Origin of the sequence: Pseudaquabacterium inlustre (assembly GCF_038066595.1) — a bacterium.
GTDB lineage: Bacteria > Pseudomonadota > Gammaproteobacteria > Burkholderiales > Burkholderiaceae_C > Pseudaquabacterium > Pseudaquabacterium inlustre.
Genome location: NZ_JBBUTH010000003.1, coordinates 393,142 through 416,056, shown reverse-complemented (window position 1 = coordinate 416,056; position 22,915 = coordinate 393,142). Strand labels below are relative to the sequence as shown.

The following is a 22,915-nucleotide window of genomic DNA, read 5'->3' as shown; positions in this document are numbered from 1 at the left end:
CCAGAATGGGGCATGTCCTCGATGTCGGATGTGCGCCTGCTGTTCCTGATGGCGATGCTGTCCAGCCTGCTGCTGGCGCTGAACATGCTGCTGATCCGGCGGCTGAATCCCGAGCTCAAGGGCGTGAGCGCCTGGCAGACGGGTTCGGCCATCAGCGCGCTGGGCTTCTGCCTGGTGTCGCTGCGCGGCGTGGTGCCCGATGCGCTGTCCATCGTGCTGGCCAACGGCCTGGGCGTGCTGGGCACCGCCCGCACGCTGCGCGGCATGCGCGAAGCGCTGGACCTGCCGCCATTGCCGGCGGTGGAATGGCTGGCCGCCGGCGCTGCCGCGCTGATCTGCCTGGTGTTCACCTATGTCGAGCCCAGCCTCAGCGCACGCATCCGCGGCGTGTCGCTGTCCTTCCTGCTGCTGGGGTTGTACGGCATGGCCACCGCCTTCGGCCGCCAGGCCACGGCCGATGCCAACCGCTGGGCCTGGCGCAGTGTGGGCCTGATCGTGCTGGTGGCCAGCACCGCGCACCTGCTGCGGCTGCTGAGCTTTCCTGACCATCCGCAGTCGGGCCAGGACTACATGGCCGTGCGCCAGACGCAGGAGGCCGTGCTGCTGGCGGTGGCGCCGGCCTACCACCTGACGCTGATGTTCGCGCTGACCTTCGTGGTGGCCACCCGCGTGGTCGGCAGCCTGCGCCGCAGCGAAGGGGCCCAGCGCGATCTGGTGCAGCGCCTGCGCGACAGCGAGCAGCAGCTGCAGACCCTGATCGCCCAGGCGCCGATGGCCATCGCGATGCTCGACCGCGAGCTGCGCTACATCGTGGCCAGCGGCCACTGGCAGCAGCGCATGGCCGCCACCGACATGCCGCTGGCCGGCCACCGCGTGGGCGAGCATCGCCGCGTGCTGCTGCCGCCCGGCTGCATCAGCGCCCAGCGCCGCGTGCTGGATGGCGAGACGGTGTCGGGCCACTCCGACGCCCTGCACTTCGCGGGTGAGCCGCCGCGCCTGTTCGACTGGACCGCATCCCCCTGGCGCGGGCCCGATGGCACGGTGGGTGGTCTCATCCTGTGCGTGGAAGAGGTCACCGAGCGCGAGCGGGCCGTGGCCGCGCTGCGCGAATCGAACTCCAAGTTCGCCTCGGTGTTCGAGACCGGCCTGGTGGGCATGGCCATCAACAGCCTGCCCGACGGCCGCTTCATCGACATCAACAGCGCCTGGCTGCAGCTGCTGGGCTATGAGCGCAGCCAGATCGTCGGCCGCACCGGCGACGAGCTGCAGCTGTGGACCGACCCCGGCCTGCGCACGCGCACGCTCGACGCGCTGAAGCAGGACGGTCGCATCACCGCGGTGGAGGCCCAGCTGCGCCGCGCCGACGGCCGCACCGTCGACGCGCTGTTCTCGGCCAATTGCGTGCGGGCCGACGGCCGGCAGCTGTTCGTCAGCATCCTGGCCGACGTGTCGGCGCTGAAGGCGGCGCAACGCTCGCTGCAGGCCCAGAAGCAGGACCTCGAGCAGACGGTGGCGCTGCGCACCCGCGACCTGGCCCAGGCCCTGGACGCGGCCGAAGCCGCCAACCGCACCAAGAGCGCCTTCCTGGCCAACATGAGCCACGAGATCCGCACCCCGCTCAACGGCATCCTGGGCATGGCCTACCTGGTGCGCAGCTCGGGCGTCACGCCGGTGCAGCAGCAGCGCCTGGACCAGCTGGAAGGCGCCGGGCGCCACCTGCTGCAGGTGATCAACGACGTGCTGGACCTGTCCAAGATCGAGGCCGGCGGCCTGGTGCTGGAGGAACGGCACTTCCTGGCCGCCGAGCTGGAAGCCCTGGTCAGCGCGGTGGTGGTGCCGCTGGCCGCGGCCAAGGGCCTGCGCCTGGCCATCGACCTGACGGCACTGCCGGCCGAGCTGGTGGGCGACAGCGCACGCCTGGCCCAGGCGCTGATCAACCTGCTGTCCAACGGCATCAAGTTCACCGACGCCGGCGTGGTGACGCTGCGCGCGATGCTGCGACGCCTGGACCGCGAGGGCTGCGAGCTGGAGTTCGAAGTGCAGGACACCGGCATCGGCATGAGCGACGCGCAGATGGCGCAGATCTTCCGCCCCTTCGGCCAGGCCGATTCGTCGGTGACGCGGCGCTACGGCGGCACCGGCCTGGGCCTGGTGATCACCCAGCGGCTGGCCGAGCTGATGGGCGGCAGCGTGACCGTGAGCAGCCAGCCCGGTGCCGGCAGCTGCTTCTGCCTGCAGGTGCGCCTGGGCCTGCCCCCCACCGGCACCGGCCTGCCGGCCGCCGACCCGCCCGACCTGCAGGCCGCCCGGCGCAGCGAAGCCGCCCTGCGCGCCCGCCTGGCCGGGCGACCGGTGCTGGTGGTGGAGGACGACCTGCTCAGCCGCAGCTTCATGGCCGACCTGCTGGACGACATGGGCCTGGCGCACGAGGCCGCCGGCGACGGTGGCGAGGCCGTGGCCTGCGCCGCCGCCCGGCCCTACGCCGTCATCCTGATGGACCTGCACATGCCCACCCTCGGCGGTGCCGAGGCCACGCAGCGCATCCGTGCGCTGCCGGCCCACGCGCACACCCCCATCGTGGCCATCACGGCCGATGCCGGCGAGGAGCAGCGCGCCGAGTGCCTGCGCACAGGCTTCGACGCGGTGCTGCACAAGCCCCTGGTGCCGGCCCAGCTGGTGGAGGTGCTGCTGCGCGTGGTGCCTGAGCCGGACCCATCGCCGGGCCTGTGACGCCGGCTGCCCTCCTGCGCCCGGAAGGCCTTGCATCGACAATCGCGCGATGACGCTGAAGTACCTGCACGGCTACCCGCCCGCCCTGCTGGCCCAGGTGCAGGGCCTGATCGACGCCGGCCGGCTGGCCGAGGTGGTGGCCCAGCGCCACCCCGAGCCGGCGGCCATCCGCAACGAGCGCGCGCTGTACGACTACGTGTGCGAGATGAAGGCGCGCCACATGCGCAGCGCACCGCCGCTGTCCAAGGTGGTGTTCGACCCCAAGCTGCACATCCTGAACAACGCGCTGGGCACGCACACCGCCATCTCGCGCGTGCAGGGCGGGCAGCTGAAGGCCAAGCGCGAGATCCGCATCGCCACGCTGTTCAAGGACGCGCCGGCCGACTTCATGCGCATGATCGTGGTGCACGAGCTGGCGCACCTGAAGGAGCGTGCGCACGACAAGGCGTTCTACGCGCTGTGCTGCCACATGGAGCCCGACTACCACCAGCTGGAGTTCGACCTGAGGCTGTGGCTCACGGCGCGGGACATCGGCGGCGGCTGACGCCCCCAGGGCCCCGCGACGCCAGGGGAAATCAGGACGGGTCAGCCCGGGCTGAACACGCTGATCCGGTTCTTGCCGCCGCGCTTGGACTGGTACAGCGCCGCATCGGCGCAGGCCAGCAGCGGCCCCGCCTGCACGCCGTGCTGCGGATACAGCGCCACGCCGACGCTGGCCGACACGCTGACCTCGCCGCGCCCCGGCAGCATCACCGGCCGGCGCACGGCGTCGATCACCCGGTGCAGCACCGGCATCCAGTCGCCCTCGGTGTCCACCGGCGCGATCAGCAGCACGAACTCGTCGCCGCCCAGGCGGGCCACGGTGTCGCTGGCCCGCACGCACGAGGCCAGGCGCCGCGCCACCTTCTTCAGCAGGCGGTCGCCGGCCTCGTGGCCGTGTTCGTCGTTGACCGCCTTGAAGCCGTCCAGGTCGAGGTAGGCCACCACCACCTGGCGGCCCGACCGCTCGGCGGTCGCGACCGCCTGCTGCAACCGGTCGGCCAGCAGCAGGCGGTTCGGCAGACTGGTCAGCGCGTCGTGGAAGGCGATGTGCTCGACCTGGGTCTGGTAGTCCTTGAGCTGGGTGATGTCCGCCAGCACCCACATCGACTCGCCCGCTTCGCGGGACAGGCGCGAGCCGCTGGCGTCGACCCAGATCATGCTGCCGTCCTTGCGGCGCAGGTGCCACTGGGCGCGATGCCGGCCGCTGCTGCGCAGCGCGCGGCGGGCCTCGTCGATGGCGGCCTGCGCCTCGGCCGCATCGGCAAACAGCACCGCCGCGGACTGGCCATGCAGTTCGTCGCGGCCGTAGCCGAACATCGCGCCCAGCGCGCCGTTCTGCCAGATGGCCTGCTCGCCGCGCAACTTGACGATGCCGACCACCTCGTTGTTGAGCATGGCGTTCTGCTCGGCAGCCAGCCGGTGCAGTTCGGCACGGGCCTGGTGCACCTCGGTCACGTCGTACATCACCGAGCGGCTGCGCAGAAAGTGGCCCTGCGCGTCGTAGATCGCGCTGGCGGTCACGCTGACCCAGCGCGTCGTGCCGTCGCGCCCCTGCAGCTCGAACTCGATCGGGCCCATCGAGCCCTCGGCCTTGAAGGTCGGGAACATCAGCCGGAACAGGTTGCGGCTGCCCTCGCTGAAGAAGTCCAGCGGCCCCAGGATGCCCAGCACGGCGTCGGCCGGCAGGCCCAGCCAGGCCAGGGTCAGCGCATTGGCCTGGATGAAGCGGCCCTGCGCGTCCAGCGAGTAGTAGCCGCAGGGCGCCTGGTCGTACAGGTCGTTGAGCTGGGCCGTGGTCTCGGTCAGGCGCGCCTGCATGCGCTTGCGCTCGGTGATGTCCTGGAAGGCCCCCACCAGGCGCACGGCCTGGCCGTCCTCGAACTCGGCCTCGCCCACCGCGCGCACCCACAGCGGCCGGCCCTTGGCGGTGACGATCTGCGCCTCGATGTCCCAGCCCACGCCGGTGACGATGGCCAGGTTGACGGCCTGCTGCACCGCCGCGCGCGACGCGGGCGCATAAAAGGCCAGCGCGGCCGACAGCGTGGGCACGAACTCGGGGTCCACCTCGTGGATCAGCCGGGTCTGCGCGGTCCATTCGACGGTGCCGGCGCGCAGGTCGTACTGCCAGCCGCCCACGCCGGCCACACGGCCCGTGCGTTCCAGCAGCTTGCGGCTGTCGTGCAGTGCCGCCTCGGCGCGGCGGCGATCGGTGATGTCGCGTCCGACCGACTGCACCATCGGCGCACCGTGCTCGTCGTGCTGCAGGCTGTTGGTCCACGAGATCCAGCGCACCTGGCCGTCGGCGGCGACGTTGCGGTTGACCGCCTCGATCGGCCCGTCGCCGTCGAGCACGCGCGCGAAGCGCGCTTCCACCAGCGGCCGGTCGGCGATGGCGATCATCGAGTAGATGCTCACGCCCTCCATCGACTCCGGCGCGCGGGCCAGCAGCTGCCGGTAGGCGCCGTTGGCGTAGATCAGCCGGCCGTTGGGCCGCGCCAGCGAGATGAAGTCATGCTGCTGCTCGACCATGCGGCGGTAGCGCGACTCGCTCTCGGCCAGCGCCTGGACATGCGCCTCACGCGCCTGCAGCGTGCGCGTGATCAGGTCGCGCCGCATTGCCAGCGCCTCGGTGGCCGCGCGGGCCAGCTGCTGCAGCGCCTGCGCCTGCCGCGCATCCAGCTGCCGTGCCTGGTGGTCGATGACGCACAGCGTGCCGATGCGGGCGCCCCCCTCCACCACCAGCGGCGCACCGGCATAGAAGCGGATGCCCGGCTCGCCGACCACCAGCGGGTTGTCGTGGAAGCGCTCGTCCTGCGCGGCATCCGGCACCTCGAACAGTGCGTCGCCGGCGATGGCGTGGGCGCAGAACGCCACATGCCGAGGGGTTTCGGTCACGCCGTCCAGGCCCACGTTGGCCTTGAACCATTGCCGGTCCTCGTCGACCAGCGACAGCAGCGCGATCGGCGTGCCGCACACATCGGACGCCATGCGTGCCAGGTGCTCGAACAGCGGCTCGGATGCGCTGTCCAGCACCCGCATGCCGCGCAGTGCGGCCAGGCGCTCGGCCTCGACATGCTCGGGAAGCTCGACGGTCTTCATGGGCGAACGGTGCGCCGACTGCGAGGCGACCTGGGCGTCAGATCACCCACCATAACGGAAATTGGCGGTGGACGCCCCGGCACCTGGGCCGGCCAGGATGGCTCTCAGGGCTGGATCGCCATGCCCCACAGCGCGCGGCCGTCGCCCACCGTGCCCAGCAGCGCGGCGTGGCCGGTGGCCAGGTCCAGCCGGTACAGGCGGGTGCGGCCGTGGCGGCGCAGCGCGGCCAGCGCGGTGTTGTCGGTGTCGCTGATGTCCATCGCGGCGTCGTCCAGCGCGCCGGTGCCCAGCATGCCCACGGTGCGCAGCAGGCCGGTGTTGGGAGACACCGGCGGCACCGCGTCCTCGTGCGAGCCCTGGGTCAGCAGCGCGCCGGTGGCCAGGTCCAGCGCGTAGTTGGTGGTGCGCTTGTCGTCGCGCAGGTTGTAGGTGTAGCCCGCGGCGGCCACGCGCGGCGGCTGTGCCGCGCCCACATCGCCGGGCGCCCAGGCCAGCGGCGGGTCGGTGGCGGCCAGCGCACCGGTGTCGGGGTGCAGGCGCAGGTTCTGGCCGCTGTCGCTGACCACGCGCACGCGGTCGGCCGCCGGGTTGAAGTCGACCCCGAAGCGCTGGCCCTGCAGCGCCACGGCGGCCGTGCCCACCGGCTTGAGCTGGCCGCTGGCGGTGTCGATGGTGACCAGCACGCCACCGCTGGTCAGGCCGTACAGCACGCCGCGGGCGACGCGGAAGTCCATGCCCACCAGGGTCTGCCCGGCCGGCAGGCCACGCAGCGGCACGCGGCTGTCGATGCGCTGCGGCGTGCCGGCATTGAAGCGGATCAGCTCGCCCGCGTCGGTGACGGCCAGCACCGTTTCCTTGCGCGGCACGGGCGGCGGCTCGGGCGCCTCGCGCGGCGCGCCGGGCACGCCGGCGCAGGCGGCCAGCGCGGCGGCGCTGGCAGCGGTCAGGACGGACAGCAGATGGCGGCGTGTGGATGACTCGGGCATGGCGAAGCGGACCGGGAAGCTGCTGGATCCCCGCATATCGGCCGGCAGCGCGCCGGCCTTGAGCGCGGCCGCTGAGCGGCGCGGCGGCTCACAGCCGGCGTGCCTTCACCGATCGGCCCTTCACCTTGCCGGCGTTCAGCCCGCGCAGCGCCTGGTCGGCCACCTCGCGCTGCACCGCCACGTAGGTGGCGAAGTCGTTCAGGTCGATGCGGCCGATGGCGGTGCCGGGCAGGCCGATGTCCTTGGTCAGCGCACCCAGCACATCGCCACGGCGGATCTTCTCCTTGCGGCCGCCCAGGATCTGCAGCGTCACCATCGGCGGGCGCAGCGGGCCGGCACCGGCCTGCGCCGCGGCGGCCGCCTCCAGCTCGGCCAGCGGCAGCCAGCGGCTTTCGCGGCCCTGCAGCTGCTCGATGCGGCCCACCCGGCCCATCTCGTCCAGGCTGGCCAGGCTGAAGGCCAGGCCCGACTCACCAGCGCGGCCGGTGCGGCCGATGCGGTGCACATGCACCTCGGCCTCGGGCGTGATGTCCACGTTGACCACGGCCGCCAGCTTGGCGATGTCCAGGCCGCGCGCGGCCACGTCGGTGGCCACCAGCACGCTGGCGCTGCGGTGGCTGAACTGCACCAGCACCTGGTCGCGGTCGCGCTGGTCCAGGTCGCCGTGCAGTTCCAGCGCGGCAATGCCCTGCCCCTGCAGCACCGCCACCAGATCGCGGCACTGCTGCTTGGTGTTGCAGAAGGCCAGCGTGCTCTCGGGGCGGTAGGCCTGCAGCAGCAGGCCCACGGCATGCAGGCGCTGGCTGTCGCTCACCTCGATGAAGCGCTCGTCGATCTGCGGCGCGGCCTGCGGCTCGTCCACCCGCACCTCGCGCGGCTGGCGCAGGTAGCGCGCGGCCAGCTGGGCCACGTCGTCCGGGTAGGTGGCAGAGAACAGCAGCGTCTGGCGCTGGCCGACCGCCGGGCACGCCTTGGCGATGGCGGCGATGTCGTCGGCGAAGCCCATGTCCAGCATGCGGTCGGCCTCGTCCAGCACCAGGGTGGTCAGGCCGCGCAGGTCCAGCGCCGCACGGCCCAGGTGGTCCAGCACGCGGCCCGGCGTGCCCACCACCACATGCGCACCATGCGCCAGGCTGGCCAGCTGCGGCGCGATGGGCGAGCCACCGCACAGCGTCAGCACCTTCACGTTGTCCTCGGCGCGGGCCAGCCGGCGCATCTCCTGGCTGACCTGCTCGGCCAGCTCGCGCGTGGGGCACAGCACCAGGGCCTGCACGGCGAACTGGCGCGCATCCAGCCGCGCCAGCAGCGGCAGGCCGAAGGCCACGGTCTTGCCGCTGCCGGTGCGGGCCTGGGCGATGAGGTCCTGGCCGGCCAGCGCCAGCGGCAGGCTGGCGGCCTGGATCGGCGTCATCTGCGCAAAGCCCAGGCGGTGCAGGTTGTCCAGCACCGGGCCGGGCAGCGGCAGGCTGGAGAAGGCGGGGCCGGTGGCCAGGGGGGTGGCGCCAGCGCCGGCAGTGGATTCGGTCATGCCCCGATTGTCGCGGCTGGCACCGGCTGCCCGCCGGCGGGGCCCGGCGCTCAGTGCGTGTGCACGTGGTGCGCGTCGGGCACGTGCGGATGGCTGTGAGTCAGCGGCGCGTGGTGGTGGCGGTGGCTGTGCGGCCCGCGCGGCATCGGATCGTGCGTGTGGTCGTGGTGGCCGTCGTCGTGGGTGTGGGCGTGCTCGTGGGTCAGCGCCTCGTGGGTGTGGGCATGGCTGTGGGTCTCGGCCAGGTGCAGCCACAGCCCGGCCACCATCAGCAGCGCCCCCAGCAGCAGCCAGGGGCCGGGTGCCCGCTCGCCCAGGGCCACGGCCAGCGCCGCGCCGATGAAGGGCGCGAAGGCGAACACCGAACCCGTGCGCGCGGCACCGAACACCCGCTGTGCCAGCAGGTACAGGCGCAGGCTGAGGCCATAGCCACCCGCGCCGATGGCCAGCAGCGCCAGGGTCGCGCCGGCCGCCGGCGCCGGCTCACCGGCCAGCCAGGCCGCCAGACCGGTGGCCAGCACCCCCAGCACGGCCTTGCCCAGCACCACCTGGCCGGGGTCGCGCTCGGCCAGGCCGCGCGACAGCGTGTTGTCCACCGCCCAGGCCAGCGTGGCCAGCAGCACCGCCAGCAGGCCCGCCAGGCCGGAACCGCCGGCACGCCCCTGGTCGACCACCAGCGCGGCGCCGCCCAGCGTCAGCAAGGCCAGCGCCGACATCACGCGGCGGTCCAGGGCCTCGCCGTACAGCCAGCGGGCCAGCCCGGCGGTGAACACCGCCTCCAGCGTGAGCAGCAGCGAGGCCGAGGTGCCCGAGGTGTGCTGCAGCCCCCAGGCCAGCGCCACCGGGCCCAGGCCGGCGCCGCAGGCGGCCATGGCCGCCAGGCGTGGCAGGTCGGTCCGGGTGAGCCGCGCCTCGCGCGCGGCCGGTTGCCGCGTCAGCCAGCCCACCATCGCGGCGCCGGCGTACAGCAGCGCCGCGGTCTGCCACGGCCCCAGCCCGGCCCCGGCGCGCTGCATCAGCGGTGTGCTGATGCCGAACAGCCCGGCCGCCAGCAGGGCCAGCACCGCGCCGCGGCGGGCGGGCCGGTGGGCAGCGGTTGGCGGCATGGCGCGGTGCTGGCCGGGTGGTGGGGGTGTGGCTACAGATCGGCCAGCACGCCGGTCGAGGTGGCCTCGGCCGCCAGCTTGCCGTCGGCGTTGTACAGCGCCGCCTGCATGAAGGCCACGCGCTTGCCGCGGCGGATCACGCGGCCTTCCACCGTGCCGGGGCCAGGGCCCACCTTCTCGTAGAAGCTGACCTTGATCTCCAGGCTGAACACGGTCTGCTTCTGCTCGGTGTCGTGCATCACGGCATGGGCCATGGCCGCGTCCAGCCAGGCGGTGATGAAGCCGCCCTGGGCGATGCTGCCGTTGGTGTGGCAGTACTCGCGCCGCACGGTGAAGGCGGCCTGCACCGCCCGGCGCGCGGGGTCCCAGCCGGTGACGTGGAAGTGGCCCATCGACTCCATGAGCGCCTGGCCGGAGCGGATGCGGGATTCGAGATCGTCGTCCATGCGGCATTGTCGGGGCGCGGGGCCTGCCGGGCGCGTCACCCAGGCGATGCAGACGACCGCGGGCTGACCGCACAATGCGCGCCGTCATCCCCCAACCCGGCGCAACGCCCCAGGAGACCCGCATGTTCTCGCACATCATGATCGGCACCAACCAGCTGGAACAGGCCCAGGCGTTCTACGACGCGCTGCTGGCGCCGCTGGGCGTGGCGCCGGGCGGCCGCGACCGCCACCGCGTGTTCTGGCGCACGCCCACCGGCGTGTTCTCGGTGACCCAGCCGATCAACGGCGAGCCGGCCACCGTGGCCAATGGCAGCACCATCGGCTTCGCCTGCCAGTCGGCCGAGCAGGTGGATGCCTGGCATGCGGCCGGCCTGGCCGCCGGCGGCACCCCGTGTGAAGACCCGCCGGGCGTGCGCGAGGGCGCCGGCGGCAAGCTGTACCTGGCCTACCTGCGCGACCTGGACGGCCACAAGCTGTGCGCGCTGTACCGCATGCCCCGCGGCAGCTGACCGCCCAGCGCGCCATGAGCCGCCTGCACGCCGAGCTGCAACGCCTGTACGGCCTGGCCCTGCCCGACGGGCCGGCGCCGGGGGCCACGCCGACGCCGGACCCAGACCCGGCTGCTGGCCAGCGCCTGCTGGTGCTGGGCCTGTCCCGGCCGGCCGACTGGTCGCGGCTGCAGCCCCTGTGGCAGGCAGTGCAGGACGGTCTGGGCCTGCCGGCCCCGGCCATCGTGATCGACGGCCAGGCCGGCATGCAGCTGTGGCTAGCCCTGGCCCGGCCGGTGCCGGCCGACCAGGCCCGGGCCTTCGTCGACGGGCTGCGCCGGCGCCACCTGGCCGATGTGCCGGACAGCCGCCTGACCCTGCGGCCGGGCCCGGACGCCAGCGCGCCACCGCTGACGGTGCCGGGCGGCCAGGTGCAGCCCGAGCAATGGTCGGCCTTCGTCGCGCCCGATCTGGCGCCGATGTTCAGCGAGACGCCCTGGCTGGACCTGGCCCCGCCGCCGGAAGGCCAGGCCGAACTGCTGGCCCGGCTGCAGCCGGCATCGGCCGAGGTGTTCGAGCGCGCTTGCGCGACGCTGGCGGCCAGCCTGGCGGGGCCGGTGCCCATGCCTGGTGATGCGGCGCAGAGCGTGCCGGCGCCGGCCGCATCCGGCCACGCCGGGGCGGTGCGTTCACCCAGCAGCGGGGCTCCGGCCCTCGCCGCCGCCGATCAGGCGCGCCAGTTCCTGCTGGTCGTGATGCACGACGCGCAGCAGCCCATGGCCTTGCGCATCGACGCCGCGCGCGCGCTGCTGGGCCCACCCGGGCGTTGAGCGGCGCCCGGCGCGCTCACTTGCCGGCGTTCGGAAAGAACAGCTGCTCGCCGCCGATCTTGTAGGCCGCGATGCTGGCCTGGCCGGCGGGCGACACCACCCAGTCGGCGAACTGCTGCGCCAGCGCCTGCTTCACATGCGGGTGCCGGGCGGGATTCACCACGATCACGCCGTACTGGTTGAACAGGCGCGTGTCGCCCTCCACCAGCACCGCCAGCTCACCACGGTTCTTGAAGCTGAGCCAGGTGCCGCGGTCGGCCAGCACATGGGCATTCAGCGAGGCGGCCATGTTCAGCGCCGGCCCCATGCCGCAGCCGCATTCCTTGTAGCCGGCGGGCTTGGTGGCTGCCAGGTCGATGCCGGCCGCCTTCCAGTAGCGCAGTTCGGCCGCGTGCGTGCCGCTCTTGTCGCCACGCGAGATGAAGCCGGCCGGGCTGCCCGCCAGCTTCTTCAGCGCACCCAGCACGTCACCGCCCTTCACCGCGGCGGGGTCGGCCTTGGGGCCGACGACGATGAAGTCGTTGTACATCACCGCCTGGCGCTTCAGGCCGAAGCCGTCGGCGACGAACTTCTCCTCGGCGGCCTGGTCGTGCACGAAGACCACGTCGGCATCGCCACGGCGCGCCATGTCCAGCGCCTGGCCGGTGCCCAGCGCGACCACGCGCACATCGATGCCGGTGGCCGCCTTGAAGGCCGGCAGCAGGTGGCCGAACAGGCCGCTCTGCTCGGTGGAGGTGGTCGAGGCCATCACGATGTGGCGCTGCTGCGCCTGGGCCGCCGGCACCAGGCCAAACCCGCCACCGATCAAGGCCCATGCGAGCCCCCAGGCCACGCCCCGACGCGCCACACCCAGCCTTGACACCATCATGCATTCCTGAACATCCGGCGCCACCGCCGGCCGGGGCGGATTCTGGCCAGATCGGGTGTCGTCGGCGATATGTTCAGGCCTGCATAGCAGCGCGCTTCACTTGCGCTTGATGAAGCGTGCCACCACGACGGCGGCCACGCCTGCCAGCACCACCAGCGGCAGCGAGCCCGGCTCGGGCACCGTGCCACCCGGGAGGATGGCGAAGGCGCTGGTCGACGACAGGGCGGCGGTCAGTGCGGTCAGGCGCATTGCAAGGGTCATGGTCCTCTCCGGTGAAGTTGAGCGGACAGCATACGTGCAATGACAGCGTCCGCCGAGCCCCACGTTGACAGGCCGGCGCCATGGTGCCGGCCGGCTCACCCCAGGTGGATGGCCAGTTGGCGCGCGCCGGCCGCCAGCGCGGCGCGCAGGCCGTCCACGGCCACTTCGGCAGCGCCGGTGCGGTACGGGTTGTGGCCCCGCGTGAACAGCAGGGCCTGACCGTCCAGCGTCAGTGCCTGCGGGCCGTGGCCCTGCGGCCCGACGCGGTAGGTGATCTCGACCTCGACGCCGTCCAGCAGCGGCAGGCGCACCACCAGGCCGTCGAGTTCGGGCGGCAGCACCGGGTCGAGCACCAGCGTGCGGGCCTCGCGGCGGATGCCCAGCAGCCGGCCCACCACCAGGCCGATGGCGATGCCCGGTCCGCTGGAATAGATGCGCCAGCCGCCGTCCAGCGCCACCTCGCCGCGGGCGATGCGCTCGTAGTCGCGCCCGGCCTCGTAGCGGTCGGCAAAGGCGGCGTCGGAACTGGAGAAGTAGCAGTTGGCCTGGCGCCGCGTGGCCTGCGGCAGGCGCTCGGGCAGGCCCACCGGATGCGCCAGCCCCAGCGCCGCGAAGAAGCGCCGCGCCTCGCCCAGGTGGGCCAGGGCCTCGGCCCAGCGCAGGTGGGCATGGGTGTACATCACGCCGATCTCGCGGCCGAAGAAGGCACTGCTCTCGGCGCGCTGGAACAGCTGTTCAGGCCCGCCGCGGTAGGGCAGCGGCCGGTCGAACAGGCGCGCGCCGTCGGGGCCGCTGAGCTCGGCCTCCACCCGCGCCAGGTGGGCGCGGGCCTGCGCCGGATCGAGCAGGTCCTCCAGCATGGCGTGCATCATCGGCAGCAGGCTGGCGCGCACGCCGGTCAGCGTGTCGGCCGGGTGCAGCATGGGCTGCGGCGCCTGGCCCGGCGTGAACAGCACATAGCCGGCCACCACGCCGTCGATGACCAGCAGACGCTGGAAGTCGGCGCGGATGCGGGCCGCCTCGGCCTCGAAGCCCGCCGCCTCGGCACCGCGGCCCAGCGCATGCAGCGCCCGCGCCAGCGTGGTCAGGGTCTGGTGGTGCAGCGTGACGGTCCAGGCGCTGCACAGGTGCTCGCGCAGCGCCGGATCGGCCGGCTGCAGCGAATCGTTCCAGTCGCCATGGCCGTAGGCGGCCAGCGCTGTGCCGGCGATGCGGCGGCCGGCGATCACGGCCAGCGCGCGCTGCACATGGCCCCACACCGTGTCGACCTCGGCCGTAGACGCGTCTTTTGAGTAGTAGGCCACCAACGCATCGAGCAGGCCGGCATCGCCGCTGGCCAGCAGGTAGCGCGCCAGGCCCAGCAGCGGCCAGAACACGATGTCGCCGTGCGCGTCGCCGGCGCGGATGTCGCGCTCGCGCTCGAAGAACATGAACCACTGCGGCCAGTCGCCGCCGGCGTCCTGGGCCGCGAACACGCGCAGCAGCAGGTCGCGCACCGGCGCCGCCTCGCCGAGTGCCAGCAGCATCTCCAGCGGGCCCTGGCAGACATCGCGCGTGCCCCAGCCACCGCCCGAGAACTGCTCCAGCCCGCGCGGCGACAGGTAGTGCACCAGCGCGTTGTGCCGGTACCAGGGCAGGATCTCGGCCAGCTGCGCCAGCGCCTGGGCTGCGGCGCCCTCGCCTGCCGCGTGCAGCTGCGGCAGCGCCAGGTTCAGCGCCGGCACCTCGGCCGGCGGCAGCAGTTCGCCGCGCAGGGCCAGCAGCGCGTCGGTGCAGGCGGCCAGGCGCAGGCAGACGAAGGGCGCGCCGCGGCTCTGGCCATCCGCATGCAGCAATGCGTCACCCGCCACCTCGGCCAGGCGCGTGCCAGGCCCCGCAGCGATGACGAAGCGGCCCCGCGGGAAGCGCGCATGCAGCTCGCTGCCCGCCGGCACCGGCACCGCCACAGCATCCCCCAAGGGCTCCGCCACGCGCTGCCAGCCGATGGCCGGCGCGGCGGCGCCGTCGTCGCCGGCCAGGGCGATGTGGTGGCTGACCAGCCATTCCAGCGGCTCGCCCTGCAGCACACGCAGCTGCAGCGTCAGCGCATGGCCTTCGACGCCGTCGGGGGCGGTGCTGCCGGGATGGCGCACGCCGGCCGTCACCTCCAGCAGGCCCTGCGCATGGCGGTACAGCCAGCGGCAGCGCTCGGCCTCGATGGCGAAGGCCGACGGCGTGGCCAGCAGCTGCCAGTCGATGGCGCCACCGCCGGCGGGCCGCACGAACACACGCTGCCCGGCCCCACGGAACTGGCCCCAGAAGCCGCGCTGCGCCGACAGGAAGCGGTTGATGCTGACATGGCCCTGCGTGACCATCGAATGGAACACGCCGCCCATCCACGCCGTGCTGGTCAGCGCGGCCTCGTCGGGCACGGCGTGGCGGCCGCTGCGCAGCAGGTGCCCGTGCGGGCGCAGCAGCGCGGCCTCCTTGGCCTGCAGCACCACATGGCAGGGGTCGTCGGCGGGGCCGGTGAAGAAGCTCAGCAGCGGTGCATCGGGCGCCGTGCCGGCGCGCTCGGCCTGGCGGCGGCGCGGGCCGAACAGCCGGGCCAGCTCGGCATCGTCCAGCGGCAGCGTGGCCAGCAGCGGCGCGGCGCTGAACAGCGATTCCGGCGTGCCGGCGGCCGCGCCGTCGACGCCTTCCGGGCCCGCCGCGGGCAGCGCATCCGCAGCCCAGCCGGTGGGCTGCGCCTCGGCTTGTGCCAGCGCGGCATCCACCGCGGCGAGGTCCGGCCTGGCGGTGGCCGCCGGGTGGTCGGCCAGCACGCGCACGAAGAAGCCCAGCGTGGCGTGGGCCCCGGGCGCCAGCGTCAGCGGCGCATCCTGCACGGCGGCCAGGGCATGCTCGTGCTGCAGCCGCTGGCCCGGCAGGCCGCGCTGCACACCCTGGGGCAACTGGCCGGCCCGCCGGGCCGCGCCGGCCAGCTGCCGCATATCGGTGGCGAAGGACACGCCCTGCCGCAGCGAGCCCACCACCGCCCAGGGGTGGCGCCCGGCCACGGCCAGGTTCTGCCGCGCCGCCAGCACGGTGCCGCAACGCGGGTGCGGCAGCGGGGCCAGATCCAGGTAGTGGCTGACGTAGTGCTCGTTCAGGCGGATGCCGGCGTAAGCCGCCAGGCCCAGGTCCTGCACATGGATCAGGTCCAGCGTGCGGGCGGCCGGGCCGTCGTTGCGCACCGACAGGTGCCAGTACCAGCCGGCCGCGGCCGCCGCGTCGCCCTGGCTGCACAGCAGGCGCAGCCGCAGCGCCAGCCCCTGCCAGCGGCCGCACCAGTCGGCCTGCGCGGCATCGGCCGCCGGCTGCAGGCGCAAGGGCGCCCCCGGCCCCAGCAGCGGCACGGCCTGCGATGCGGTCGCCCCGCCCTCGGTGAGCCGCAGCCACAGGTTGACCGGGCCGGCTTCGAGCGCCTGGCCCATGAACAGGTTGACCGTGACACCCAGCGCATCGATGCGCTGCGGCGCGCCGTGCGGCCCCAGCGTGATGGCCAGGCCACCGCCGCCGTGCAGGGTGCGGAGCGGCGCAGGGGAAGTGGCAGAGGCGGTGGCGGACATGGCAGCAGGCGGACGGGGTGCGGTGGAAGCGGACAGGATGGCGCAGGCTCAGGCCGCTCAGGGCCGGGACCGCGGCGACGGCGCACGCTGCGCCATCAGCCAGGGCACCAGGGCGGGGTCGTCGTAGGCCGGGTTCCAGCTGTCGTGGCCCACGCCGGGGTAGACGATCAGCTCGGCCTGGCCGCCGCAGGCGCGCAGCGTGTCGATGGCGCGCTGCTGGGCGGCCACCGGCACCACGGTGTCGGCATCGCCGTGGTAGGCGCGTACCGGCACCGGGCGGGCCAGACAGGCGCCCTGCGCGTCGGCAAAGCCGCACACCGGGGCGATGGCGGCCAGATCATCGGGGTAGCTGGTGGCCCAGTCCCACACGCCGGCGCCGCCCAGGCTCAGGCCCGTGCCCAGCACGCGCTGCGGGTCGATGTGCCAGCGCTGGCGCAGCACGCCCAGCAGCGCATGCAGCTCGGCCGGCTGCCAGCGGCGGTTGTCATCCAGCTGCGGCGAGCACAGCAAGAAGGGGTAGTGGCGGCCAGCCCGCGCGTGCTTGGGCGGGCCGTGTACGGCCACGCGCTCCAGTTCGCGCCCGCGCTCGCCCGAACCATGCAGAAAGACCACCAGCGGCCACGGCCGGCCGCCCGCCGAGTAGCCCACCGGCTCGTACAGCCAGCAGCGCACCGGCTCGGCCAGGCCCGGCACATCCAGCGCCACGGCGCGCTGCGTGCCTGCGGTGGGGCTGGGCACGGGCGGCGCGTCGATCACGGCACAGGCGCTGCTGAACAGCCCCGGCAGGGCCAGCGGCGACAGCATCAGGTGGCGGCGTTGCATGGCGGGCCTTCTTTCTCTCTTCAGGGCTGGGCGGGAGCGATCAGCTCGATCACGGCGGGCGGTGGTGGCAGCGGCAGTTCGCGCCGGTTGTCGTCCCAGGGAAGCACTTGGCCCTGGTGGCGGGCCTGCGGCAGCGGCCCGTCGCCCGGCCAGGCCAGCACCAGGCGGGGTGAGGTGCCGGCAGTGGGTGACAAGGCGCGCGGCAGTTGCAGCTGCCAGCCGCCGGCCACCGGCTGCAGCTGCCAGTCCAGCGGCCCCCAGGGCGTGCCCAGGCCCTGCACGCCCACCGGCCCGGCGCGGCGCCAGGCTGGCTGCAGGCCGGCGGCGATGACCAGCGAGACGACACCACCGCCCTCCTCGCGCTCGAACGCGAACAGGTCCAGCGCCGAGCGGATGTAGTCCGACGACACCCAGGCATGCGGCATGTCGCCCAGGAAGCGCGGCTCGCGCGCATCGGGCAGCACCACCTCGGCCCACTGGTTCCAGCCGGCGGGCCGCTGGTGGCCGAAGAAGAAGCGCAGCAGCGCATGCGCCCGCTCGGGCTGCCACAGGCGCACGAAGGCGCCCACGTTGCGCAGCTCATAAGGCGTGTAGTCCTTCCACGGCCGGCTGCCACCGGCGCGGCCCAGCGCCTCCTGCCAGTAGCGGTTGAAGGTGCCGGCCAGCAGGCCCGGCGGCAGCGGCGCCTGGGCCGGGCTGAGCGCCACGGTGGTGGAGGTGGGGTCGAAATCGCCGCGGTCGGCCGCGCCGGCGATCCACACGATGCCGTGGTGCCGCGCCGTGGCCGCCACCGACTGCATCAGCTCGCGCTGGAACTCGTCGCGTGCCGCGGCCCAGCGTGCCGCCTCGCTGGCCTGGCCCAGCGCCTGGGCGATCGCCACCGCGTCCTTGACGCCGCGCAGCGCCCAGAAGTCGTCCCAGTAGGCATAGGCCGGCTTGTCCGAGTAGCCCTCGTGGCTGATCGACGGTGGCAGCAGGCCGAAGAGATGGACCTTGTCCGGCGCGCGGAAGGCCTCGCTGCGGGTCTGCTGGCGCAGCGATTCCAGGTGCGCCATCACGCGCTGCACGCGCGGCCAGTGGCGCTGCAGCAAGGCCGCATCACCGCTGTGGCGCCACAACTCGGCCAGCATGAACAGGTACTGGCCGTGGCTGTCGTTCTCGACCACCGGATCGGCGCCGCGAGCATCCACGCAGCACGGCACCTTGCCCGAGTCGAAGAGGTGGCCGGCGTACCAGTCGACGAAGGCCCGCGCCGCGTCGAGCTCGCCCAGGCGCACCAGGCCCGCGACCATCATCGCGCCGTCGCGCACCCAGCTGCGCGCATAGCTGCGCGTGCCGGGCTGCAGCGCCGGCCCGTCACGCGACAGCAGCATGTGGGCCAGCGAGGTGCGCAGCGTGTCCACCAGCGGCCGGGCCTCGGGCGGCACGGTGAACTGCACGCGGTTCAGGCGGCTGCGCCAGTGGGTGGCAATGGCGTCGAAGCGTGTGTCGACGTCTTGCATCGAGGCAGGCGCGGTGCCGTTGCCGCGCGCCGCCAACGGCGCTTCGACGAACACGCTGCGCGCCTCGCCCGGCGCCAGCGTCATCGGCCACTGCATCAGCGCCGAGGCGCCGGCCTGCGGATCATGCAACGTGGTCAGCGGCGGGGCGGCCTGCAGCGCATCCAGGTCCAGGCCGGCGTCGGCGGCCAGCGCGCTGACCCGCCCCGGCGCCGGCCAGGGCCGCAGCGGCGGACGCTGGTCGATGGCCAGCGCGCCCTGCTGCCAGCGCAGGCGCCGCACCGGCACCGCGCCGCCGGGGGTGGACAGGAACTGCTGCGGCGGGTTCACCTGCCAGGGTCGCGCCGCCAGCAGCAGGCGCACGCTTTGCGACACGGTGCCGGTGTTGCGCACGGTGTAGCGGGCCAGTAGCACCGGCGCATCGGCCGGGCCATCGGCAGCGGCCTCGATGTCCAGCGCCAAGCCGGGCGCCGTCCAGTGCACGCGGGGCATTGGCAGATGGCCTTCGCGCAGGCTGTGGCGGGCGCTGGCGATGGCCCAGGTGATGCGCTGGCCGTTCGAGGGCAGCAGCACGGGCTCCAGGCTGGGGCCGGCGCGGCCGAGCTCCAGCGCGCCGTCCTCGCTGAGCAGGCCCGAGCGCGCGCCGCCGCCGTCCACGCCCACCAGGGTCCAGTAGCTCTGCTGGCCGCGGTAGGCGCGCGGCAGGTCGCCGGCCGGCAGCGCGGCGGCCTGCTCGGCCAGCATGGCATCGCGCGTGGGCCACTGGGCGGCGCTGCGCAGGGCCAGCGCTGGCAGCGGGCCCGGCGCGGCACGCTGCACGCGCAGCCAGCGCGCCTCGGACTCGGGCAGGAACACGGCGCTCAGCGCCTCGCGCCCGGCCGCCACGCGGCGCAGCCGGCGCCAGTGCCGGCCGTCGTCGCTGGCTTGCAATTGCACTGCCGGGTGCGGCCCGTCAGTCGGCCAGCGCAGGGCCAGGCCGTTGAACTCGCGCACACGGCCAAAGTCCAGCGTCAGCGCCGTGGGCGTGGCCTGGCGGATCGGCTCGGGCCAGGTGGCCGGATCGGGCTCGCGCGGCTGCAGCGCCAGTTGCGCCAGGCACAGCCGGCCGTGGCCGCCGGCGCCCGCGCGCCCGGCCGCCACCACCAGCTCGATGGCCTGGGTGCGGCGCAGGGTGCGGTCGGTCTGCGGACCCCAGGCGAAATCGACATGGCGGCGGTGGAAGCGCCAGTCGCTCAACTCGCCGGGTAGCACCTGCGCGGTCTTGTTGACCCACCAGACGTTGTCGCCGCTGGCGTCCACCCATTTCAGCTGCACATCGTTGGCCGCGCCCTCGCCCTTCAGCCGCGCGGTGAACGTGAAGTCGGCCGGCCAGTCCAGCGGCAGCGTGCGGCGCATCACCGCATAGCCCGACACACCGGCGAAGTCGTAGTGCAGGCACAGGCTGCCGTCGCGCGCGTCGCGCTCCAGCCGCGCCTGCACCTGGTCCGACGCGCTGGCCTGCCAGGGCGCGGCATCGCGCAGGTCGTCCAGCAGGCCGGGGACTGGCGCAGCCGGCGATGCGGCGTGCGCCAGTGCCGCAGTCGCCAGCCACAGTGCGGCCAAGGAACGCAGCACGGCCCTCATCCCTTCACGCTGCCCATCAGCAGGCCCTGCAGGTACTGGCGCTGCAGCACCAAAAACAGCACCAGCACCGGCAGCACCGTGACCACGGCGCCGGCCATCATCAGCTCGGTGTCCTGCACATGCTCGCGCGACAGGCCGGCCAGCGCCACCGGCAGGGTCTGCAGGTCGCGGTCGGTCAGCACGATCAGCGGCCACATGAAGTCGTTCCATGCGCCCAGGAAGGTCAGCACCGCCAGCGCGGCGATCACGGGCTTGAGCAGCGGCAGCACCACGCGGCGGAAGATCGTGAACTCGCCGGCGCCGTCCATGCGCGCCGCCTCCAGCAGCTCGTTCGGCAGGCCCAGCGCGTACTGCCGCACCAGGAAGATGCCGAACACGCTGGCCAGCCAGGGCACCAGCGCACCGGCCACGGTGTTGACCAGGCCCATCTGCTTGAGCATCAGGAACAGCGGCATCATCGTCACCTGGGCCGGGATCACCAGCGCGCCCAGCAGGCTGCGGAACACCGCATCACGCCCGGTGAAGCGCAGCTTGGCGAAGGCATAGCCGGCCGTCAGGTTGAAGGCCAGCGACAGCGCCGTGGCGCCCAGGCTCACCCACAGGCTGTTGAGCAGCTGGCGGCCGATGCCGGCGGTCTCGAACAGCGCGCGGTAGTTGGCCAGCGAGGCGTCCTTGGGCAGCAGCGGCGGCGGAAAGCTGCTGGCCTCGCCCGGCGCCATCAGCGAGGCCGAGACCATCCAGGCCAGCGGGATCAGCGTCAGCGTGGCCAGGGCGGCCAGCGCCAGGTTCACCGCCAGCGTCTTGAGCGCCCGACGGCTCATGCCGCCCCCTCGCTGCGCCGCGCCACGCGCAGCTGCAGCAGCGTGAACACGAACATGAACACAAAGAGCACGAAGGCCACGGCCGAGGCCGAGCCCAGGCTCCACCACTTGAAGCCTTCCTCGTACATGAAGTACAGCACCGTGACCGTGCGCTGCGCCGGCCCGCCTTGCGTCATCACATAGGGCTCGGCGAAGAGCTGGAAGTGCCCGGCCATGGTCAGGATGCTGACCATCAGCAGCACCGGGGCCAGCGCCGGCAGCGTGATGTGGCGCAGCTGCTGCCAGGTGTTGGCGCCTTCGAGCGACGCGGCCTCGTACAGGTCTTTCGGGATCGCCTGCAGGCCGGCCAGCAGGATGATCATGTTGTAGCCGAAGTTCTTCCACACGCTCAGCAGCACGATGGCCGGCATGGCCCAGCGCGGATCACCCAGCCAGTCCACGGGCGACACGCCGATGGCGCCCAGCGCATGGTTGATCAGGCCGTAGCGCGTGTGCAGCAGGTAGCGCCACACCACGGCCACCGCCACCAGCGTGGTGACCACTGGCGCGAACAGCGCCGTGCGGTAGAAGCCCTTGAACCGCGCCAGCGGCGAGTTCAGCAGCAGCGCCGCGCCGAGTGACACGCCGATGGACACGGGCACGCCCACCAGCACGAAGAACATCGTGTTGCCCAGCGCCTGCCAGAACAGCGGCGTGGCCAGCAGGCGGGCGTAGTTGTCCAGGCCCACGAAGCGCAGGTTGCGCAGGTCGGCCAGCGCGTAGATGTCGAAATCGGTGACGCTCATCGCCAGCGCGGCGGCCACCGGCACGACGAAGAACACCGCGATGGCCAGCAGCGCGGGTGCGACGAACAACCAGCCGGCCTGTTTCGCCTTCATGCGACGGCCCTCATGCCGCGGCACCCCGCGCCAGCATCCAGCGGCGCTTTTCCAGCAGCCGGTCGGCGCGCTCGTCCAGCAGGGCCGGCGCGGCCTCAGGCGCCACGTCGCCGTGCACCACGCGCTCCAGCATCAGGCGCAGCTCGGTGGCGATGCGTTCCCACTCGGGCACTTGCGGCAGCGGCTTCACGCGTTCCAGCTGGGCGCGGAAGGCTTGCGTGGGTGCATCGGCGGCCAGCGCCGGCGCCGCCCAGGCCGAGCGGCGCGGTGGCAGGTTGCCGGTGAGTGCATGAAAGCGTTGCTGCACCGCCGGCTGCGCCAGGTAGCGCACCAGGGCCCAGGCCGCCGGCTTGGCGCGCGAGCGCGCGAACAGCGCCAGGCTCGAGCCACCGGCGATGGACGCGCCAGGGCCGTCCGGCCCCGGCAGCGGCGCGGTGGCCCAGGCGCCCTGCAGCTCGGCCGGCAAACGGCGGCGGAACTCGCCGATCTGCCACGGTCCGCTGATGTAGAAGCCGAAGTAGCCGCGCGCGAACTCCTGCCACAGGTTGGCGATCTCGTTGCTGCTGGCCGGCGGCGCCAGCCGCTGCGCATACAGCTGCAGCACGAAGCGCCAGGCGCGCTGGAAGGATTCACCGCGGAAGTTGCCGTAGCGCCCGCCATCGCGCAGCAGCGGTGCCTCGCCCTGCAGCGCCAGCGCCACCAGCGGGTCGTACTCGTTCAGCGGCAGCAGCACGCCGTAGCGCGGCGCCCCACCCCGCTCACCGGTTTGGCGGATGGCCTGCAGCATGCGCAGCCATTCGGCCCAGGTGGTGGGCGGCAAGTGGAAGCCCGCCTGGGCCAGCAGGTCGCGGCGGTAGAACAGCAGCCGCGTGTCCACGTACCAGGGCACGCCGTACAGCGTGCCGTTGACCTGGTTGGTGGCCCAGATGCCGGGGAAGTGATCGGCCGGCGGCACATCGGGCGAGGCCGCCACCAGCGCATCCAGCGGCGCCAGCGCACCCAGCGCCACGAACTCGGGCAGCCAGCTGTTGCCCAGCTGCGCCACGTCGGGCGTGGCATCGCCGGCAAAGGCAGTCAGCAGCTTCTCGTGCGCGGCGCTCCAGGGCAGCTGCTCGATGCGCACGGTGATCTCGGGGTGCTGGGCACGAAAGCCGGCCAGCAGCTCGGCGGCCACCTCGCCCTCGCGGCCCATGGCCCAGAAGCGCACGGTGTGGGCATCGGCCGTGCGCGCGCAGCCGCTGGCCGCCACGCCCAGCGTGGCCGCCGCCCCCAGCCATGACCGTCGCGCCAGCGCCATC

General features: G+C 73.4%; 17 protein-coding genes. 4 read left to right on the top strand and 13 right to left on the bottom strand.

Going from position 1 to position 22,915, the window contains the following annotated elements; translation table 11 throughout:
* Positions 1–12 precede the first annotated feature (12 nt).
* Positions 13–2,730 carry an ATP-binding protein gene (locus AACH10_RS07160; protein WP_341409680.1) on the top strand — a complete coding sequence of 906 codons (2,718 nt, stop codon included), beginning with the start codon at positions 13–15 and terminating at the stop codon, positions 2,728–2,730.
* 49 nt (positions 2,731–2,779) lie between these two features.
* The gene (locus AACH10_RS07155) at positions 2,780–3,274 is read left to right on the top strand and encodes a M48 metallopeptidase family protein (RefSeq protein ID WP_341409679.1); all 495 of its coding nucleotides are present in this window, start codon (positions 2,780–2,782) and stop codon (positions 3,272–3,274) included.
* Positions 3,275–3,315: 41 nt separating this feature from the next.
* Here the strand turns inward: AACH10_RS07155 and AACH10_RS07150 are convergent, their stop codons facing one another.
* From AACH10_RS07150 to AACH10_RS07130, 5 genes are all read right to left on the bottom strand, one after another.
* Positions 3,316–5,871: a sensor domain-containing diguanylate cyclase gene (locus AACH10_RS07150; RefSeq protein WP_341409678.1), complete on the bottom strand. Its 2,556-nt coding sequence runs from the start codon at positions 5,869–5,871 to the stop codon at positions 3,316–3,318.
* Positions 5,872–5,975: 104 nt separating this feature from the next.
* Complete coding sequence (locus AACH10_RS07145) at positions 5,976–6,857, bottom strand: DUF4394 domain-containing protein (RefSeq protein ID WP_341409677.1); 882 nt, start codon at positions 6,855–6,857, stop codon at positions 5,976–5,978.
* Between the two features lie 88 nt (positions 6,858–6,945).
* The gene (gene dbpA / locus AACH10_RS07140; protein ID WP_341409676.1) at positions 6,946–8,385 is read right to left on the bottom strand and encodes an ATP-dependent RNA helicase DbpA; all 1,440 of its coding nucleotides are present in this window, start codon (positions 8,383–8,385) and stop codon (positions 6,946–6,948) included.
* A gap of 50 nt (positions 8,386–8,435) precedes the next feature.
* Positions 8,436–9,491 carry a DMT family transporter gene (locus AACH10_RS07135; protein ID WP_341409675.1) on the bottom strand — a complete coding sequence of 352 codons (1,056 nt, stop codon included), beginning with the start codon at positions 9,489–9,491 and terminating at the stop codon, positions 8,436–8,438.
* Between the two features lie 32 nt (positions 9,492–9,523).
* Positions 9,524–9,937 carry a PaaI family thioesterase gene (locus tag AACH10_RS07130; protein ID WP_341409674.1) on the bottom strand — a complete coding sequence of 138 codons (414 nt, stop codon included), beginning with the start codon at positions 9,935–9,937 and terminating at the stop codon, positions 9,524–9,526.
* Between the two features lie 122 nt (positions 9,938–10,059).
* Here AACH10_RS07130 and AACH10_RS07125 point away from each other — a divergent pair, with 122 nt between their 5' ends.
* Positions 10,060–10,446, top strand: coding sequence for a VOC family protein (locus tag AACH10_RS07125; RefSeq protein ID WP_341409673.1), 387 nt, complete (start codon positions 10,060–10,062; stop codon positions 10,444–10,446).
* Between the two features lie 14 nt (positions 10,447–10,460).
* A complete protein-coding gene (locus tag AACH10_RS07120) occupies positions 10,461–11,255 on the top strand; it encodes a hypothetical protein (protein ID WP_341409672.1) in 795 nt (264 codons plus the stop codon).
* 16 nt (positions 11,256–11,271) lie between these two features.
* Here the strand turns inward: AACH10_RS07120 and AACH10_RS07115 are convergent, their stop codons facing one another.
* From AACH10_RS07115 to AACH10_RS07080, 8 genes are all read right to left on the bottom strand, one after another.
* Entirely contained in the window at positions 11,272–12,117 is an 846-nt protein-coding gene (locus tag AACH10_RS07115; RefSeq protein ID WP_423228577.1) for an ABC transporter substrate-binding protein, read from the bottom strand.
* 102 nt (positions 12,118–12,219) lie between these two features.
* A complete protein-coding gene (locus AACH10_RS07110) occupies positions 12,220–12,384 on the bottom strand; it encodes a PEP-CTERM sorting domain-containing protein (RefSeq protein WP_341409670.1) in 165 nt (54 codons plus the stop codon).
* A gap of 95 nt (positions 12,385–12,479) precedes the next feature.
* Positions 12,480–15,974, bottom strand: coding sequence for a hypothetical protein (locus AACH10_RS07105; protein ID WP_341409669.1), 3,495 nt, complete (start codon positions 15,972–15,974; stop codon positions 12,480–12,482).
* A 57-nt stretch (positions 15,975–16,031) separates the two neighbouring features.
* Positions 16,032–16,796, bottom strand: a complete 765-nt coding sequence (locus AACH10_RS07100; RefSeq protein ID WP_341409668.1) for a carboxylesterase family protein — start codon at positions 16,794–16,796, stop codon at positions 16,032–16,034.
* Positions 16,797–16,816: 20 nt separating this feature from the next.
* The gene (locus tag AACH10_RS07095; RefSeq protein WP_341409667.1) at positions 16,817–19,909 is read right to left on the bottom strand and encodes a hypothetical protein; all 3,093 of its coding nucleotides are present in this window, start codon (positions 19,907–19,909) and stop codon (positions 16,817–16,819) included.
* A 5-nt stretch (positions 19,910–19,914) separates the two neighbouring features.
* The gene (locus AACH10_RS07090; protein ID WP_341409666.1) at positions 19,915–20,739 is read right to left on the bottom strand and encodes a carbohydrate ABC transporter permease; all 825 of its coding nucleotides are present in this window, start codon (positions 20,737–20,739) and stop codon (positions 19,915–19,917) included.
* Positions 20,736–21,617: a carbohydrate ABC transporter permease gene (locus AACH10_RS07085; protein WP_341409665.1), complete on the bottom strand. Its 882-nt coding sequence runs from the start codon at positions 21,615–21,617 to the stop codon at positions 20,736–20,738. Before AACH10_RS07085 ends, AACH10_RS07090 begins: the two co-directional genes overlap by 4 nt.
* 10 nt (positions 21,618–21,627) lie before the next feature.
* Positions 21,628–22,914 carry a sugar ABC transporter substrate-binding protein gene (locus AACH10_RS07080; protein WP_341409664.1) on the bottom strand — a complete coding sequence of 429 codons (1,287 nt, stop codon included), beginning with the start codon at positions 22,912–22,914 and terminating at the stop codon, positions 21,628–21,630.
* Position 22,915: the final 1 nt, after the last annotated feature.

Coding starts and splice junctions, on each gene's coding strand:
- AACH10_RS07160 (WP_341409680.1), top strand. CDS start 13: ATGTCCTCGATGTCGGATGTGCGCCTGCTGTTCCTGATGGCGATGCTG.
- AACH10_RS07155 (WP_341409679.1), top strand. CDS start 2,780: ATGACGCTGAAGTACCTGCACGGCTACCCGCCCGCCCTGCTGGCCCAG.
- AACH10_RS07150 (WP_341409678.1), bottom strand. CDS start 5,871: ATGAAGACCGTCGAGCTTCCCGAGCATGTCGAGGCCGAGCGCCTGGCC.
- AACH10_RS07145 (WP_341409677.1), bottom strand. CDS start 6,857: ATGCCCGAGTCATCCACACGCCGCCATCTGCTGTCCGTCCTGACCGCT.
- dbpA (WP_341409676.1), bottom strand. CDS start 8,385: ATGACCGAATCCACTGCCGGCGCTGGCGCCACCCCCCTGGCCACCGGC.
- AACH10_RS07135 (WP_341409675.1), bottom strand. CDS start 9,491: ATGCCGCCAACCGCTGCCCACCGGCCCGCCCGCCGCGGCGCGGTGCTG.
- AACH10_RS07130 (WP_341409674.1), bottom strand. CDS start 9,937: ATGGACGACGATCTCGAATCCCGCATCCGCTCCGGCCAGGCGCTCATG.
- AACH10_RS07125 (WP_341409673.1), top strand. CDS start 10,060: ATGTTCTCGCACATCATGATCGGCACCAACCAGCTGGAACAGGCCCAG.
- AACH10_RS07120 (WP_341409672.1), top strand. CDS start 10,461: ATGAGCCGCCTGCACGCCGAGCTGCAACGCCTGTACGGCCTGGCCCTG.
- AACH10_RS07110 (WP_341409670.1), bottom strand. CDS start 12,384: ATGACCCTTGCAATGCGCCTGACCGCACTGACCGCCGCCCTGTCGTCG.
- AACH10_RS07105 (WP_341409669.1), bottom strand. CDS start 15,974: ATGTCCGCCACCGCCTCTGCCACTTCCCCTGCGCCGCTCCGCACCCTG.
- AACH10_RS07100 (WP_341409668.1), bottom strand. CDS start 16,796: ATGCAACGCCGCCACCTGATGCTGTCGCCGCTGGCCCTGCCGGGGCTG.
- AACH10_RS07090 (WP_341409666.1), bottom strand. CDS start 20,739: ATGAGCCGTCGGGCGCTCAAGACGCTGGCGGTGAACCTGGCGCTGGCC.
- AACH10_RS07085 (WP_341409665.1), bottom strand. CDS start 21,617: ATGAAGGCGAAACAGGCCGGCTGGTTGTTCGTCGCACCCGCGCTGCTG.
- AACH10_RS07080 (WP_341409664.1), bottom strand. CDS start 22,914: ATGGCGCTGGCGCGACGGTCATGGCTGGGGGCGGCGGCCACGCTGGGC.